Origin of the sequence: Microbacterium canaveralium (genome assembly GCF_047238045.1) — a bacterium.
In the GTDB taxonomy this organism is placed as follows: Bacteria; Actinomycetota; Actinomycetes; order Actinomycetales; family Microbacteriaceae; genus Microbacterium.
The window spans coordinates 1,857,500-1,872,697 of the sequence record NZ_JBDFMA010000003.1; the positions used below are offsets into that span (position 1 = coordinate 1,857,500).

General features: G+C 69.6%; 15 protein-coding genes and 1 tRNA gene. 6 read left to right on the forward strand and 10 right to left on the reverse strand.

The features are described from left to right. Positions 1-8: 8 nt before the first annotated feature. Positions 9-1,001, reverse strand: coding sequence for a thiamine-phosphate kinase (thiL, locus tag ABC271_RS09895; RefSeq protein WP_412924706.1), 993 nt, complete (start codon positions 999-1,001; stop codon positions 9-11). Between the two features lie 25 nt (positions 1,002-1,026). Here thiL and ABC271_RS09900 point away from each other — a divergent pair, with 25 nt between their 5' ends. After that, a complete protein-coding gene (locus tag ABC271_RS09900; RefSeq protein WP_412924707.1) occupies positions 1,027-1,530 on the forward strand; it encodes a DUF3515 family protein in 504 nt (167 codons plus the stop codon). A 24-nt stretch (positions 1,531-1,554) separates the two neighbouring features. Here the strand turns inward: ABC271_RS09900 and ABC271_RS09905 are convergent, their stop codons facing one another. From ABC271_RS09905 to leuC, 6 genes are all read right to left on the reverse strand, one after another. Continuing rightward, positions 1,555-2,640, reverse strand: coding sequence for a D-alanine--D-alanine ligase family protein (locus tag ABC271_RS09905; protein ID WP_412924708.1), 1,086 nt, complete (start codon positions 2,638-2,640; stop codon positions 1,555-1,557). Next, a complete protein-coding gene (locus tag ABC271_RS09910; RefSeq protein ID WP_412924709.1) occupies positions 2,540-3,676 on the reverse strand; it encodes an NAD(P)H-dependent glycerol-3-phosphate dehydrogenase in 1,137 nt (378 codons plus the stop codon). Before ABC271_RS09910 ends, ABC271_RS09905 begins: the two co-directional genes overlap by 101 nt. Beyond that, on the reverse strand, positions 3,666-4,406 hold the full coding sequence (locus ABC271_RS09915) for a lysophospholipid acyltransferase family protein (RefSeq protein ID WP_412924710.1): 741 nt from the start codon (positions 4,404-4,406) through the stop codon (positions 3,666-3,668). The genes ABC271_RS09910 and ABC271_RS09915 overlap by 11 nt, the downstream gene beginning before the upstream one ends. Before the next feature lie 3 nt (positions 4,407-4,409). Then, positions 4,410-5,783 (reverse strand): UDP-N-acetylglucosamine 1-carboxyvinyltransferase, encoded by a 1,374-nt coding sequence (murA, locus tag ABC271_RS09920; protein WP_412924711.1) that lies wholly within the window; start codon positions 5,781-5,783, stop codon positions 4,410-4,412. Between the two features lie 63 nt (positions 5,784-5,846). Beyond that, entirely contained in the window at positions 5,847-6,443 is a 597-nt protein-coding gene (gene leuD, locus ABC271_RS09925) for a 3-isopropylmalate dehydratase small subunit (RefSeq protein WP_412924712.1), read from the reverse strand. A gap of 1 nt (position 6,444) precedes the next feature. Continuing rightward, entirely contained in the window at positions 6,445-7,926 is a 1,482-nt protein-coding gene (gene leuC / locus ABC271_RS09930) for a 3-isopropylmalate dehydratase large subunit (protein ID WP_412924713.1), read from the reverse strand. A gap of 233 nt (positions 7,927-8,159) precedes the next feature. Here leuC and ABC271_RS09935 point away from each other — a divergent pair, with 233 nt between their 5' ends. Both ABC271_RS09935 and ABC271_RS09940 read left to right on the forward strand, forming a co-directional pair. After that, positions 8,160-9,503 carry an O-acetylhomoserine aminocarboxypropyltransferase/cysteine synthase family protein gene (locus ABC271_RS09935; protein WP_412924714.1) on the forward strand — a complete coding sequence of 448 codons (1,344 nt, stop codon included), beginning with the start codon at positions 8,160-8,162 and terminating at the stop codon, positions 9,501-9,503. Then, positions 9,500-10,813 (forward strand): LLM class flavin-dependent oxidoreductase, encoded by a 1,314-nt coding sequence (locus ABC271_RS09940; protein ID WP_412924715.1) that lies wholly within the window; start codon positions 9,500-9,502, stop codon positions 10,811-10,813. The genes ABC271_RS09935 and ABC271_RS09940 overlap by 4 nt, the downstream gene beginning before the upstream one ends. Before the next feature lie 6 nt (positions 10,814-10,819). Here the strand turns inward: ABC271_RS09940 and ABC271_RS09945 are convergent, their stop codons facing one another. Further along, positions 10,820-11,884, reverse strand: a complete 1,065-nt coding sequence (locus ABC271_RS09945; RefSeq protein WP_412924716.1) for a TerC family protein — start codon at positions 11,882-11,884, stop codon at positions 10,820-10,822. Positions 11,885-12,036: 152 nt separating this feature from the next. On the opposite strand from ABC271_RS09945, the gene ABC271_RS09950 reads away from it, so the two are divergent. Both ABC271_RS09950 and ABC271_RS09955 read left to right on the forward strand, forming a co-directional pair. Beyond that, positions 12,037-12,591: an RNA polymerase sigma factor gene (locus tag ABC271_RS09950; protein ID WP_412924717.1), complete on the forward strand. Its 555-nt coding sequence runs from the start codon at positions 12,037-12,039 to the stop codon at positions 12,589-12,591. Beyond that, a complete protein-coding gene (locus tag ABC271_RS09955) occupies positions 12,588-13,676 on the forward strand; it encodes a DUF4349 domain-containing protein (protein WP_412924718.1) in 1,089 nt (362 codons plus the stop codon). The genes ABC271_RS09950 and ABC271_RS09955 overlap by 4 nt, the downstream gene beginning before the upstream one ends. Before the next feature lie 117 nt (positions 13,677-13,793). On the opposite strand, the gene ABC271_RS09960 is transcribed toward ABC271_RS09955, so the two are convergent. Beyond that, a tRNA-Glu gene (locus ABC271_RS09960) sits at positions 13,794-13,869 on the reverse strand. 218 nt (positions 13,870-14,087) lie between these two features. Here ABC271_RS09960 and ABC271_RS09965 point away from each other — a divergent pair. Next, on the forward strand, positions 14,088-14,726 hold the full coding sequence (locus ABC271_RS09965; RefSeq protein WP_412924719.1) for an MBL fold metallo-hydrolase: 639 nt from the start codon (positions 14,088-14,090) through the stop codon (positions 14,724-14,726). Between the two features lie 176 nt (positions 14,727-14,902). On the opposite strand, the gene ABC271_RS09970 is transcribed toward ABC271_RS09965, so the two are convergent. Next, complete coding sequence (locus ABC271_RS09970) at positions 14,903-15,172, reverse strand: HPr family phosphocarrier protein (RefSeq protein WP_063257512.1); 270 nt, start codon at positions 15,170-15,172, stop codon at positions 14,903-14,905. Positions 15,173-15,198: the final 26 nt, after the last annotated feature.

The window sequence follows — 15,198 nt, forward strand, 5'->3', positions numbered from 1 at the left end:
CGCCGCGGTCAGCCGCGACCCGCGTCCCAGTCCCGGTAGGGGTCCCAGCCCGTCCGTCCCGTCCACGGTCGACCATCCACCGTGATCGCGACCTCGCCGCGCTCGGCGACCGTGCCGACACGGCGACCGAGACCGACCGTCCCCCCGGGGAAGGTCACGAGAAAGCCGTGATCCTCTCCCCCGGCCAGCGTCGACACGGGGTCGTCGCCGAGAGCGTCGGAGTCGAAGGCGATCGTCACGCCGGACGCGTCGGCGAGGCGCTCGGCATCCAGGGCCAGTCCGTCCGAGACGTCCATCATCGCGGTGGCGCCCGCGTCAGCAGCGGCCAGCGCGGCGCCGATAGGGGGCCGCGGGCGCAACTGACGATCGAGGGCTTCCGCGTCCTCGCGACTCAGCGCCGCCCGTGCCTCCGGCGTCACCGGGATCGGCGCTCCCGCCGTGTCGACGAAGCGGGAGAAGAGAACGTCCAGACCGCGTGCCGCGACGCCGAGGTCGCCGATGACGTGCACCGCGTCCCCCGGCCGGGCACCCGAGCGCAGGACCGGATCGCGGCCGTCGAGGCTTCCCAGGGCCGTCACCGCGATCGTCAGCGTGTCCGAGACGGTGAGGTCGCCGCCCTCCACCGCACACCCCGGTGCCAGCTCGGCACAAGCCCGCGCGAGACCGTCGGCGAGACCGTGGACGAACGACAGCGGAGTGTCATCCGGCATCGCCAGCGCCACGAGGAGCGCGATGGGCCGGGCGCCCATGGCGGCGACATCGGAGAGGTTGACCGCGGCGGACTTGTACCCGAGATCGACCGCCGATGACCACGCGAGGCGGAAATCCGGGCCATGCACCAGCGTGTCCGTGGTGGCGACCACGCGTCCGTCGGGAACCGCGAGCACCGCCGCATCATCGCCCGGCCCTACCGGGGCGGAGGAAACGGGGAGTCGTTCCAGGATGCCGCGGAGCACCTGCCCCTCGGACAGCTCCCCCACGGTGGTCTCGGCGTCTGTCACCCTCCCACGCTATTAGCCTGGAGGGGTGCCCCGCTCCCGTCGTTCCCTCGCGCTGATCGCCGTCCTCGCTCTGCTGCCGGGTCTCGCGGCGTGCAGCACGACGGTGTCGATGGAGGCCGCCAAGGGCGCGAACGACCCCGCGTGCGCCCAGGTCGTCTCGCGCCTGCCCAAGACCATCTCGGGCCAGGAACGGCGATGGACCGACGCTCAGGCGACCGGCGCGTGGGGCGATCCGGCCGCCATCCTGCTCACCTGCGGGCTGGAAGCGCCCGGGCCCTCGACGCTCCCCTGCCGGCCGTTCGACGGCGTCGATTGGCTCGTCGACGAATCGCAGGCCGACCAGAATCGCTACACGCTGACGACGTTCGGGCGCCAGCCCGCCGTGCAGGTCTACCTCGACTACGCCGCGGCCAGCAGCGCCGACGTGGCCCAGGCCTTGGCGCCGCTGATCCGCGAGTACCTGCCCGCGACCGGTGCCGTCTGCTCGTCGCCGTCGGACGCGACCCCCGCGCCGACCCCGACGCCCTGACGACGCCCGCGCCCGCGCGACATCTCAGTCGCGCGCGAGCGCCGCGTCGAGGACGTCGCTGATCAGGTCGGGATACGACAGCCCGGAGGCGATCCAGCACGTCGGGAACATCGAGATCGGGGTGAACCCCGGCATCGTGTTCACCTCGTTCACGTAGAACTCGGTGCCCGTGTAGAAGAAGTCGACGCGCGCTAGGCCCTCGCCGCCGAGCGCCTCGAACGCCTGCGCCGCGATGCGCTGCATCTCGGCGAGCTCGCCGTCCTGCAACTCGGCGGGGCACACGAGGTCCACCCCGGGGACGTTCAGGTACTTGGCCTCGAAATCGTAGAACTCGCGACCGGTGACGACGATCTCACCGGCGACGCTCACCCGCACCGGACCGCCGTCGCGGCCGGGGAGGACGCCGCACTCCAGCTCACGTCCGACGATGGCCTGTTCGACCAGCACCAGACGATCCTCGGCGAAAGCCGTGTCGAGGGCGGCATCCAGGTCTTCCCAGCGGGAGACCTTCGTCACACCGACGCTCGATCCCGCCTCGTTGGGCTTGACGAACACGGGCAGGTCGAGGGATCGGATGCGTCGCTCCCACAGGGCTCGATCCCGCGCCAGGTCGGCGCGCGTCACGGCCACCCACGGCACGACGGGCACACCGGCCGAACGCAGCACGCGCTTCGTGACGTTCTTGTTCATACCGATCGCCGACATCAGGACGCCGCCACCGGCGTATGGGATACCCAGCAGCTCGAGGAGTCCCTGGATCGTGCCGTCCTCCCCGAACCGCCCGTGCAGGATCGGAAGCACGACATCGATGTCACCCAGAGACCGCTCACCGTCGGCATCCGTGACCGTCCACTCGCGCGAGAGGACCGAGTCGGGCAGTCGCACCCGCGTGCCGTTGTCGACCACCTCGGGCAGCGCCTCGGGACGCAGCGCGAACTTGTCGGGATCGTCCTCTTCGAGCACGAAAGCGCCGTCGCGGGTGATCCCGACCGGAATCACCCGGAACCGCTCACGGTCGATCGCCCGCAGCACCCCGCCCGCCGTGGCGGAACTGATCGAATGCTCGCTGGAGCGCCCGCCGAAGAGCACCACCACCGCCGGTTTGGTCATTCTGCGTCCTCTCGCCCTGCGGCTGGTCGTCGTCGGTCGTGAGATGGGGCGCGATGTCGCGCGGATTCATTGTGCCGTCGAGCACCATCTTCACCTGCCGCACGATCGGCATGTCGACGCCGACCTCGCGCGCCAGCTGCAGGACGGGGGCGACGGATGCCAAGCCCTCCGCGGTCTGCTGCATCTGCTTCACCACGTCCTGGTAGCTGTACCCCTGCCCGAGCAGGCGCCCCGCCGTGTTGTTGCGGCTGAGGGGCGACTGACACGTGGCGATGAGGTCGCCGAGACCGGCCAGACCCTGCAGCGTCTCGGGCTGGGCCCCCTGCGCGACGGCGAAGTCGGTCATCTCGACCAGACCGCGCGTGATGATCGACGCTTTCGTGTTCTCGCCGTAGCCGACCCCGTCGACGATGCCGATCGCCACCGCGATGAGATTCTTGAGCACGCCTCCGAACTCGGTGCCGATGACATCGGTGTTCACGAACGACCGGAAGTAGCGGTTGCGGGCGCGACGGGCGACCGCCTCGGCGGTCTCGGGGCTGAGCGAGCTGATGACGGCCGCGGTCGGTTGCTCTCGGGCGATTTCGAGAGCGAGATTGGGACCGGATGCCACGGCGATCCGCGCGGGGTCGCACGACAGCACCTGCTCGATGACCTGGCTCATGCGAAGCCCCGAGGCCTTTTCGACGCCCTTCATGAGCGACACGATCGGCGCATCGGTGTGGTCGACGAGAGGCTTGACCGCCGCGAGGTTGTCGCGCAGGGCTTGGCTCGGGATCGAGAGGTAGATCTGCTCGGCACCGTCGAGTGCCTCGGCGAGACTCGTCGTCGCGGTCATCGTGCGCGGCAGGTTGATACCCGAGAGGTACCGGCTGTTGCGCTTGGACTCGGTGATCTCGGCCGCGAGTTCGGGACGCCGAGCCCACATGACCACGGAGGCGCCGCCGTCGGCGAGGATCTTGCCGAACGTCGTGCCCCAGCTGCCGGCCCCGACGACGGCGACCTTCGGCGCGGGCGCCTCGCTCTTACGACTCAAGGCGGCCCGTCTCGTTCTGTCCGTGCTGCGACGGGTTCCAGCGCTCGGCCGGCGCGGGGAGACCCCGCAGGCCGGACAGCATCTCGGCGATCCGGGCCATGAGGGCGTCGGTCGCTCGCGTGAGAGTCGCCGGCTGGGTGGCGGTCGCGCGGTACTCGGCGACGTCCATCGCCGGGCCGAATTCCACAATCACGTGCGAGCGGCGCGGGAACCGGAGCTTGCCGTAGCGGGGAAGGATCTGCTGCACGCCCCACTGTGCCATCGGGATGAGCGGCAGATCGCCACCGAGCGCGAGACGAACCGCGCCCGACTTGCCGCGCATCGGCCACAGCTCGGGATCGCGGGTCAGCGTGCCCTCGGGGTACACGATGATGCCGCGGCCGTCGCGGGCGATGTCCTGCGCGGCCTTGATGGACTGGTTCGCGCTCGCGGACGTCCGGGGCACCGGCACCATGCCCGTCGCGCGGAGCGCCGAACCCAGCACGGGAACCTTGAACAGACTCTCCTTCGCCAGGAAGCGCGGCGCGCGGCCGCCGCGCCAGACCGCCACGGCGACGATGAGCGGGTCGAACTCGGAGTTGTGGTTGGGCGCGAGGACGTAGGCGCCCTCGTGCGGCAGGTTCTCGACTCCGCGCAGCTCGATACGGGCGAACAGCCCCACGAGGGGGACGACGACGGCGGCGAGGGGCCAGAAGGCGCTCGGTCGGCTCTTCTCCGGGGACGCCGTCACGGCTCAGCCCACGACGTCGAAGTCGGCGTCGAGAGCGGTGAGCTTCTCGAGGAACTTCTCGTATCCGCGGCGGATGATGCCGATGTTGCGCACCGTCGACTCGCCCTCGGCCGCCAGCGCGGCGATCACGTAGCTGTATCCGCCCCGGAGGTCGGGCACCTCGACGTCGGCACCGTGCAACGGCGTCGGGCCGTTGATGACGGCGGCCTGCTCGAGATCGCGGCGCGGAACGCGGCGGTCAGGGCTCGCGATGCCCTGGGGGTGCACGACGATGTCGGCGCCCATCTTGTTCAGCGCCTGGGTGAAGCCGAGGCGGTTCTCGTAGACCGTCTCGTGCACGGTCGAGGTGCCGTGGGCCTGCGTCAGCGCCACGATCAGCGGCTGCTGCCAGTCGGTCATGAAGCCGGGGTGCACGTCGGTCTCGACCATGACGGGCTTGAGGTCGCCCCCGCGGCGGAAGAGGATGCCGTCCTCGCGGACGTCAAACCAGCCGCCGGCCTTGCGGAAGACGTTGAGGAACGTCAGCATGTCCTGCTGGCGGGCGCCCTTGGCGAAGATCTCACCGTCGGTGGCGAGGGCGGCGCACGCCCACGAAGCTGCCTCGTTGCGGTCGAAGATCGCGCGGTGGTCGTACCCGACCAGGCGGTCGACGCCCTCGATGAAGATCACGCGGTTGGGCTCGTACGAGATGATCGCGCCCATCTTCTGCAGCACCGCGATGAGGTCCATGATCTCGGGCTCGATCGCGGCGTTGCGGAGTTCCGTCACGCCCTTGGCGCGGACAGCGGTCAGCAGTACCTGCTCCGTCGCGCCGACGCTGGGGTACGGCAGCGTGATGTCCGCGCCGTGCAGACCGTTCGGCGCCGTGATGCGGATGCCCTCGTAGCTCTTGTCGACCACTGCACCGAAGGCGCGCAGCGCGTCCATGTGGAAGTTGATCGGTCGATCGCCGATGCGGCATCCACCGAGGTCGGGGATGAGCGCTTCGCCGAGCAGATGCAGCAGCGGACCGCAGAACAGGATCGGGATGCGCGACGCGCCGGCGTGCGCGTCGATCTCCTCGAAGTGCGCGGCCACCGCGCCCGAGGGGTCGAGGTGGAGCGTGCCCTCCTCGTCGCCTTCGGTGACGGTCACGCCGTGCACCTCGAGGAGCGAACGCACGACCTTGACGTCGCTGATGCTCGGCACGTCGCGGAGGGTGCTCGTGGTGTCGCCGAGGAGCGCCGCCACCATCGCCTTGGTCACGAGGTTCTTGGCCCCCTTGACCTCGACCGTGCCCCGCAGGGGACGCCCCCCGCGGATGGCGAGGGTTTCGGCCTGATCCCAGCCCGGCTGCGCGGTGACGGGGTCTCCGGAGTCGGTGACGAGTGTGCTCATAGGGGGGTAGACCTCACTTCGTGGACGAGGGGCGGCGGGACGGCCCGATCGGGCCGACCGGGCTTAGCGGACCGGGAGGGTCCGCGGCCGCCATGCCTCGCGGCGCGCCTCGAACTGCGCGATCTTGTCTTCGTTGCGCAGGCTGAGCCCGATGTCGTCGAGCCCTTCGAGAAGCCGCCACCTAGTGTAATCGTCGATGTCGAACGAGACTCGGAGGTCGCCGAGTGTGGCGGTTCGCGCCTCCAGATCGACGGTCATCTCGACGCCGGGCTGCGCCTCCACGGCCCGCCAGATGCGCTCGACGTCCTCTTCGCTGATGACCCCCGTGACCAGGCCCTGATTGCCCGAGTTGCCGCGGAAGATGTCCGCGAACTTCGGGCTCAGAACCACGCGGAAGCCGTAGTCGCGCAGAGCCCAGACAGCGTGCTCGCGGCTCGAGCCGGTACCGAAATCCGGGCCCGCGACGAGGATGGATGCCGAGCGGAAGGCGTCCTGATTCAGGACGAACTCGGGGTCCTGCCGCCAGTTGGCGAACAGCGCATCTTCGAAGCCCGTCTTGGTGACGCGCTTGAGGTACACGGCGGGGATGATCTGGTCGGTGTCGACGGCCGAGCGCTTCAGCGGGGCCACCACACCGGTGTGGACCGAGAACTTCTCCATGTCAGGCCTCCGCCCCGGTCGTGACGGTCTCCGCGGGCAGCGGCTCCAGGTCGGCGGGGCTCGAGAGCGTGCCTCGAACCGCCGTCGCGGCGGCGACGAGCGGCGACACCAGGTGCGTACGGCCGCCCTTGCCCTGGCGCCCCTCGAAGTTGCGGTTCGACGTCGAGGCGCAGCGCTCGCCGGGGGCGAGCTGGTCGGGGTTCATCCCGAGGCACATCGAGCAGCCCGCGAAACGCCACTCGGCGCCGAACTCGGTGAAGACCTTGTCGAGCCCCTCGGCCTCGGCCTCCAGACGAACGCGCGCCGACCCGGGGACGACCATGACGCGCACGTTCTCGGCCTTCGAACGGCCGCGGATGACCGACGCGAAGGCACGGAGGTCTTCGATCCGGCTGTTGGTGCACGAGCCCATGAAGACGGCATCCACGGGGATGTCCTTCATCGGCGTGCCGGCCTGCAGATCCATGTACTCCAGAGCCCGCTCGGCGGCCGCGCGCTCGTTCGGGTCGCTGATCTCGGCGGGCGTCGGCACCACGTCGGAGAGCGACACGCCCTGACCGGGGTTGGTCCCCCATGTGACGAACGGCTCGAGCTCGTTCGCATCGAGGAAGACCTCGGCGTCGTAGACGGCGCCCTCGTCGCTGGGGAGCGTGCGCCAGTAGGCGACGGCGTCGTCCCAGTCCTGTCCCTGGGGAGCGTGGGGCTTGTCCTTGACGTACGCGAAGGTCGTCTCGTCGGGGGCGATCATGCCCGCGCGGGCGCCGGCCTCGATGGACATGTTGCACATCGTCATGCGCCCCTCCATCGACAGAGAGCGGATCGCGCTGCCGCGGAACTCCAGCACGTAACCCTGGCCGCCGTTCGCACCGATCTTGGCGATGATCGCGAGGATGATGTCCTTCGCCGTGACGCCCGGCTTGAGGTCGCCCTCGACGGTAATGGCCATGGTCTTGAACGGCTTGAGCGGCAGCGTCTGCGTCGCCAGCACGTGCTCGACCTCGCTCGTGCCGATCCCGAACGCCATCGCGCCGAACGCGCCGTGCGTCGAGGTGTGGCTGTCGCCGCAGACGACGGTGATGCCCGGCATGGTGAGACCCAGTTGCGGTCCCACGACGTGGACGATCCCCTGCTCCTTGTCGCCCAATGAGTGGATGCGCACGCCGAACTCCTCGGCGTTGCGGCGCAACGTTTCGATCTGGGTGCGGCTGGTGAGATCGGCGATCGGCTTGTCGATGTCGAGCGTCGGGGTGTTGTGGTCCTCCGTCGCGATCGTCAGGTCGAGGCGGCGCACCGGGCGACCCTCGGCACGCAGACCGTCGAACGCCTGGGGGCTGGTGACCTCGTGAACGAGGTGGAGGTCGATGTAGATGAGGTCGGGCTGGCCGTTCTCGCCCTTGACCACCAGATGGTCGTCCCAGACCTTCTCGGCCAGGGTGCGCGGACGATCCGGAATGTGGATGCCGTCGATCGATGTCGTGCTCATGAGACTTGCGTTTCTCCTCGAATGGGATGTGAGGCCCCGCGACGAACTCCGCGACGAGAAAGGCCTAGAACAAGGTCTCGTCGCGGCCGCTAAGGAGGAGGCCGAAGATCCGCACCTCGTCACGATACCACCGGGCAAACGCGCGCTCTCCGCGTAACACGGCGCCGCACGTTTGGGCGCGGAGCGCCTCCGCGTGCGAGCCTGTCGCCACGCCGCAGGAAGGAGAGTGCCGAATGGGCACGCAGGATGACACCGGGTTCTCGACCCGTCAGGTGCACGTGGGGGCATCTGTCGCGCCGGCTTCGCCTCGAGCCACGCCGATCTACCTGACCGCGGGCTTCACGTTCTCCGACCTCGACGAATCCGCCGCGCACTTCGCCACCGGCAGCGGCTTCGGCTACACCCGGACCGGCAACCCCACCGTGCAGGCCGTCGAGGAGCGCATCGCCTCCCTCGAGGGCGGCGACCAGGCGATCCTCGTCTCGAGCGGCCAGGCCGCCGTCACCGTGGCACTCCTGGGACTCCTGGATGCCGGTGACCACATCGTCGTGTCCGAGCACATCTACGAGGGCACGCGCGGGCTGCTGCTCGACAACTTCTCGCGCCTCGGCATCCAACCGACGTTCGTCGACACCTCCGACCTCGATGCCTGGCGCGCAGCGATCACGCCGCGAACGAAGGCTCTGTTCTCCGAGACCCTCTCCAACGCCCGCAATGACGTGCTCGACGTCGCCGCCGTCGCGGCCATCGGTGCGGAGCACGGGATCCCGCTCGTCGTCGACAGCACGTTCACGACGCCCTACCTCCTCCGTCCGATCGAACACGGCGCCGCCATCGTCGTGCATTCGGCGAGCAAGTTCCTCGCTGGCCAGGGCGCCGTCCTGGGCGGGGTGATCGTCGATGACGGGCGCTTCGACGCCGCGGCATCCGGTCATCTGTTCCCTCACCTCGTCGGCACCGACCGGCTCGGCGGAGCGAGCTACGCCGAGAAGTACGGACGCCGTGCGCGAGGGCAGTACCTGCGCGAGAGCGTCGCTCCGCGTTTCGGCCCGTCGCCGTCGCCGCTGAACGCCTTCCTCATCGGTCACGGCGTCGAGACGCTCAGCCTGCGCGTCGAGCGCCAGTCCGCGAACGCCCTCGCGGTCGCCCAGTGGCTCGAGGCCCAGCCCGAGGTCGAGCGAGTCGACTACGTCGGTCTCCCCTCCCACCCGCACCACGCGCTCGGGCGGCGTTACCTCACCCGCGGCAGCGGCTCGGTGTTCACCGTCACGCTGCGCGGGGGGCTCGAAGCCGCGCGGCACGTCGTCCAGTCGGTCCGCCTCATCACGCACATGACGCACCTCGGCGACGTACGAACGCTCGTGCTGCACCCGCAGAGCACGAGCCACTCGGCGCGCACCGTCGCCGAACGCGAGCGCGCCGGGGTCTTCCCCGGCACGATCCGTCTCTCGATCGGCATCGAGGACATCGACGACATCATCGCCGACCTCGCCCAGGCGATCGAAGGCACGGCATCCCTCGCCCTCGACGAGGAACTGACGGATGCCGTCGATCAGCACGAGGTCGTCGTCCTGTGAGCCGGCTGCAGCACTTCGGCTGGTTCCTCGCGCGCGGGTTCGGCCCGCACGGCTGGGGGCACCCGTACCTGCGGTGGAACCACCGGTGGACCGAGCCGGGGCTCTACCAGGACTCCGCCCGCACGCTCGAGCAGGCGGGCTTCGACCTGCTCATCATCGAGGACGCCCCCTCGCTCGGAAGCGCCGAGACCATCGACCTGCGGGTGCGTCACGCCTTCGGCGGCCCCAAGCACGACCCGTTGCTCCTGGCGCCGTACCTCTTCGCCGCCACGCAGCACCTCGGCGTGGTTCCCACGGTGAATCCGGCGGCCTCCCTGCCGTACACCGCGGCGCGCCAGTTCGCGACGCTGCAGCATCTCAGCGGGCACCGGCTGGGTCTGAACGTCGTGACCGATACGGGCAGTGCCCGGCATTTCTCGACGGCACCCCAACTCGGACACGATGCGGCCTACGACCGGGCGGAAGAGTGGGTCGACGGGCTGCGCGACCTCTGGCGCAGCTGGGGCGACGGTGCCCTCGTCGAGGACGAGGCATCCGGCGTGTACGCCGACGGCACCCGACTGGCCCCCACCCGGCATCGCGGCGAATACTTCGGTTTCGACGGTCCTCTCAACGCCGTTCCGTTCACGGACGGCGAGCCCGCGATCGTCTCCCCCGGCGGCTCCGGCCGCGGACTCGCGTTCGCGGGGCGAAATTCCGACGTGCAGCTCGCCCTCGCCCCTCTCGACGAGCAGAGCATCCGCGCGTATCGGGCACGCATCCACGCCGCAGCCGAAGCGGCCGGCCGCGCCCCGAGCGACATCAAGATCCTCTTCGCGATCCAGCCCGTGCTCGTCTCCTCGGCGGAGGAGGCCGACCGCCTCGTCGCGGCATCCGCGCATCCGGACGACGCCGCCCTGCTCGCCATCGCCCGCAAGCAGTCGAGCGATCTCGAGACCGACCTCACCGGTCTCGACCTCGACGCCCCATTGGACCGCCGCATCTTCGGCGAGCACGTCTCGGAGGGCAGCATCCGCCGACTCGTCGGGAAACACGAACCCGAGGCGCCGTTGCGCGCGCTCCTGGCCGCGCACGCGCGCCTCGGGCGTCTAAACGACGGCTCGGGCTTCGTGGGCACAGCGGACGAGTTCGCCGACCGGATCGAAGAGCTCGGCGACTGGGGCAACGACGGCGTCCTGCTGTGGGGCGACCTGCACCCGGTCACCGTGCACCGGTTGCTCGACGATCTCGTCCCGATCCTCCGGCGCCGCGGCATCCTGCGCGAGGAGTACGTGCGGGGTGGGCTGGGCGCCAACCTGCGCGCGTTCTGACCGGTCTCAGTCGCGGTCGGGCTGCTCCACCGTGGGAGGAGTGCCCTTCTCGTCGGCGACCCGCGCAGCGGCGTCGTGCGGTTCTGCTGCGGCGGGCTCGCGCCGCGACGCGATCAGGCTCGCGATCGTCGCGACCGCCATCGACAGCACGATCACCACGAGCGAAACCCACGTCGAGATCTCCGGCGCCCACTCGACCGACTCGCCGCCGTTGAGGAAGGGGAGCTCGTTCACGTGCAGCGCGTGGAGGATGAGCTTCACGCCGATGAACGCGAGGATGAACGCGATGCCGTAATGCAGGAACCGCAGACGCTCGAGCAGGTCGCCCAGGAGGAAGTACAGCTGCCGCAGTCCCATGAGCGCGAAGAGGTTGGCGGTGAACACGATGAACGGGCTCTGGGTGATGCCGAAGATCGCCGGGATCGAGTCGATCGCAAAGAGCAGGTCGGTCACGCCGATCGCGGCGAAGACGATGATCATCGGCGTGAACACGCGCTTGCCGTCGATGCGCGTGAAGATCTTCTTCCCGTCGTAGGCGTCGCTGATGGGCAGAACGCGACGCAGCATGCGGACGATCAGGTTCTCGCGCTGCGTGTCGTCCTCGTGATCGTCGCCGGGGAACGCCTGGCGGATCGCGGTATAGATCAGGAACGCGCCGAACAGGTAGAAGATCGGGCTGAAGTTCTCGATGATCGTCGCGCCGACGAGGATGAACGCGCCGCGCAGGACGAGCGCGATGATGATGCCCACCATCAGGACTTCCTGCTGATACCGCCGCGGCACCGCGAACTGGCCCATGATCAGCACGAACACGAACAGGTTGTCGATCGACAGGCTGTACTCGGTGAGCCAGCCCGCCACGAACTGCCCGGCGACCTCTCCCCCGGCCACGATCGCCAGCACACCCGAGAACGCCAGCGCCAGCACCACGTAGAACACGACCCACAGCGTCGATTCCCTCGGCGAAGGGATGTGCGGACGCGCCAGGATGATGAGCAGGTCCGCGGCGAGGATCAGGACGAGCACCACGAGTGTGACCGTCTGGAACACCGGGTCCAGCTGCAACTCCATGACGGGCCTTTCGTTCGGGGAAACGCTGAAGTCTATCGAGCCGCTGTGCCGCGCGGCATCCCGACCGAGTCTTCCTGAGACGATCGCGCGCGAGCGGACACCTCTGAGTGAGAGAGTGCTCGCACGGGTGCCGGATCGAGGGAACGGATGCCATGACCGACGACGTCATCGACGACAGGGCGCTCGTCGCGCGCGCCGCGGGCGGGTCGGAGGACGCCTTCCGGTCGCTGTACCGCGCCTACGTGCGGCCGGTGTATTGGATCGCGTTCGGACTCGTCCACGACGAGAGCGACGCGGAAGACGTCGTCCAGGAGACGTTCGTCGTCGCCTGGCGGAAGATCCCCCAGCTGCGGTTGGAGGGCGCATCCCTGTTGCCGTGGCTCGCGACAGTGTGCCGTCTTCAGGCGCAGAACCGCCTCCGGTCGCGCCGGCGGCACGGCGAGAACGCCGAGCTCGACGAACGGATCCCCGCCCTCGTCGACGTCGAGAAGCAGGTCGTCGAAGCCGAGACGGTCACGGCGATTCTCGCGGCCGTCGAACGCCTCGGCGATCTCGACCGCGAGATCTTCCGACTGTGCGCCGCCGAGGGCTACGGCTACCAGGCCGCCGCGGAGTCGCTCGGCGTCTCGCACGGCACCGTGCGCAACCGCCTCTCCCGCATCCGTTCCCGGGTGCGCGCCACCGCGATGGAGACGGAGACCCCATGACCACGCCCACTCTTCCCCCGCTCCGCTCCGACCGTGTGGATGCCATGGAGTCCGTCGTGTTCGCCCGGATCGCCGACGAGCGCGCCGCACGTCGACGACGGCGTCGCAACGTCTGGACGGGCGTCGGGGCCGCGGCTGCCGTCGTCATCGTCGCCGCGGTCGTCGGACCCGCGCTCACCACCTCGACCGGCACCTCGGGCTCATCCATCTCGGGTGTGAGCGAAGCCGGCGGCGCCGTGGATCCCGGCCTGGGGATCGTCGACGGCTCGACCAACGAGGGGGCACGAGGCGAGAGCGCGCCGCTCGCTCCCGGTGACACCGCGGGAGGCGCCGTGAGCGACGCCGCAGCATCCGCGGGTTCGACGGCGGATGCCGGCCGCGACATCGCCGCCACCGGTTCCAGCACCGTCGAGGTCGACGATGTTCGCGCCGCCATCGCGCAGATCACGGACGCCGCGGCCGCCGCGGGCGGGTACGTGGAGTCGTCCCAGGTGGGCAGCGGCGGGATGCCGATCATCCCACTGGAGGGGAACGTCTCGCAGCCCGCGGCGTCGTCGGGCTGGATCACGGTCCGCATCCCGGCCGAGGCGCTGTCGTCCGTGATGGACGGGCTGTCCGCCGTCGGCGACGTGACGGCGAACAGCGTCAACCGCTCCGACGTGACCGAGCAGACGGTGGACCTTCGGGCGCGCGTCGCCGCCGGAGAGGCATCCGTTGCACGTCTGACCGAACTGATGGCGCAGGCCGCGTCGGTGTCCGACCTCATCGCCGCCGAGTCGGCGCTGTCCGAGCGCCAGGCGCAGCTCGACTCCGACCGGGCGGTGCTGAAATCGATCGAGTCGCAGGTGGCGATGTCGTCGCTCAGCGTCCAGCTGAACGAACGCACGACCACCGTGACCGCCGATCCCGCGGGCTTCGGCGACGGCCTGGTCGCCGGCTGGAACGGCCTCGTCGCCACGCTCAACGGCGTCGTGATCGGCCTCGGGTTCCTGCTCCCCTGGATCGCGGTGGCCGCGGTGGCCGTGCTGATCGTGTGGGGCGTCCGGCGCATCGTGCGGAAGCGTCGGGGGTCGCACGAAGCGTAGGGCGAGCCCGGCCCCGGCTCCGCGCGAGCCGGGGCCTCCGGGCGGTGGGGCATGGGCTCGTCGTCCAGCTCCGGCAGGAAAAAAATGCCCCGACCATTCGGTCGAGGCATTTTTCGTTGGTGACCCCAGCGGGATTCGAACCCGCGTTACCGCCGTGAGAGGGCGGCGTACTAGGCCGCTATACGATGGGGCCGTTTTCGCAACCGTTCAAGTATGCACTACGCATGCCGCGCACGACAAATCGCCCCGCGGACGACTCGCATCCCGGGCGTGTCCGGCCCACGGTACCGCGCGAGCGGTTCCGGGGGAAGGGCGCGGACGGATCCGATGCGCGACGTTCACCCTGTGGCATCCCGATGGCTCACCGTCCAGCGGTTGCAGGCTCCCGCGCCGGAGAGTTGACTCGAACGCATGCAGGTCACCAAACACGAACACGCCGCTCTCGTTCTCACCGAGGCCGGCCACACCCTCGTCATCGACCCCGGCGTCTTCACGTCGCCGCTCGAAGACCTCACCGGGCTCGTCGGAGTCGTCATCACGCACGAACATCCCGACCACTGGACCCCCGAGCACCTCACACGGCTGCAGAAGGCCCACCCGGGCGTGCCGATCTACGGCCCCGAAGGCGTGCAGAAGGCGGCGGCGGGGTTCGACGTCATCCCCGTCCACCCCGGCGACACACTCGACCTCGGCCCGTTCCACCTCGAGTTCTTCGGCGGGAAGCACGCGGAGATCCACTCGTCGTTGCCGATCGTCGACAACGTCGGTGTCTTGGTGAACGACGCGTTCTACTACCCAGGTGACTCGTACACGGTGCCGAAGGGGGCGCACGTCCAGCTGCTCGCCGCCCCGGTGGGCGCACCGTGGCTGAAGATCGCGGAGGCCATCGACTACGTGCTCGCCGTCAAGCCGGCGCGTGCCTTCGCCACCCACGACATGACCCTCTCCGTGGCGGGGAAGCAGATGGGCGACGCCCGCCTCACCTGGGCCGTCGAGCAGAACGGCGGCACGTTCGTCGACCTCGGACCCGGGGATTCGACCGAGATCTGAGCGACTCACCGGGCCGAACTCCGGAGTTTTTGCGGCATCGCCCTGTCGGGCCACTCGTGGCAGACCGGCACCCGCATTTTCTCCGGAGTTCGGCACCTGCACACAACTGCACACCGAAACGCCGGATGCCACGAGCCCTGGGGCCCGTGGCATCCGGCGTTCTGTGACGCGAGTTCTTACTGCGCGTCGAGGTCGGTCTCGAGGAGCGCGACGAGCTCGTCGAGCGCCTGCTCGGCACCCTCGCCCTCGGCCTTCAGCGTCACGACGGTGCCGTGGCCGGCACCGAGCCCCATGAGAGAGAGGATGCTGCCCGCGTTGAGGTCTGGTCCGCCGGCGGCCGAGATGGTGACGGGCACCTTCTTCTCCTGCACGGCCTGCACGAAGAGCTTCGCGGGGCGGGCGTGGAGACCCGAGCTGCTGGCGATGGTGGCCTGACGTTCTGCCATGGTGATTCCTTTCGAACCGACGGGGT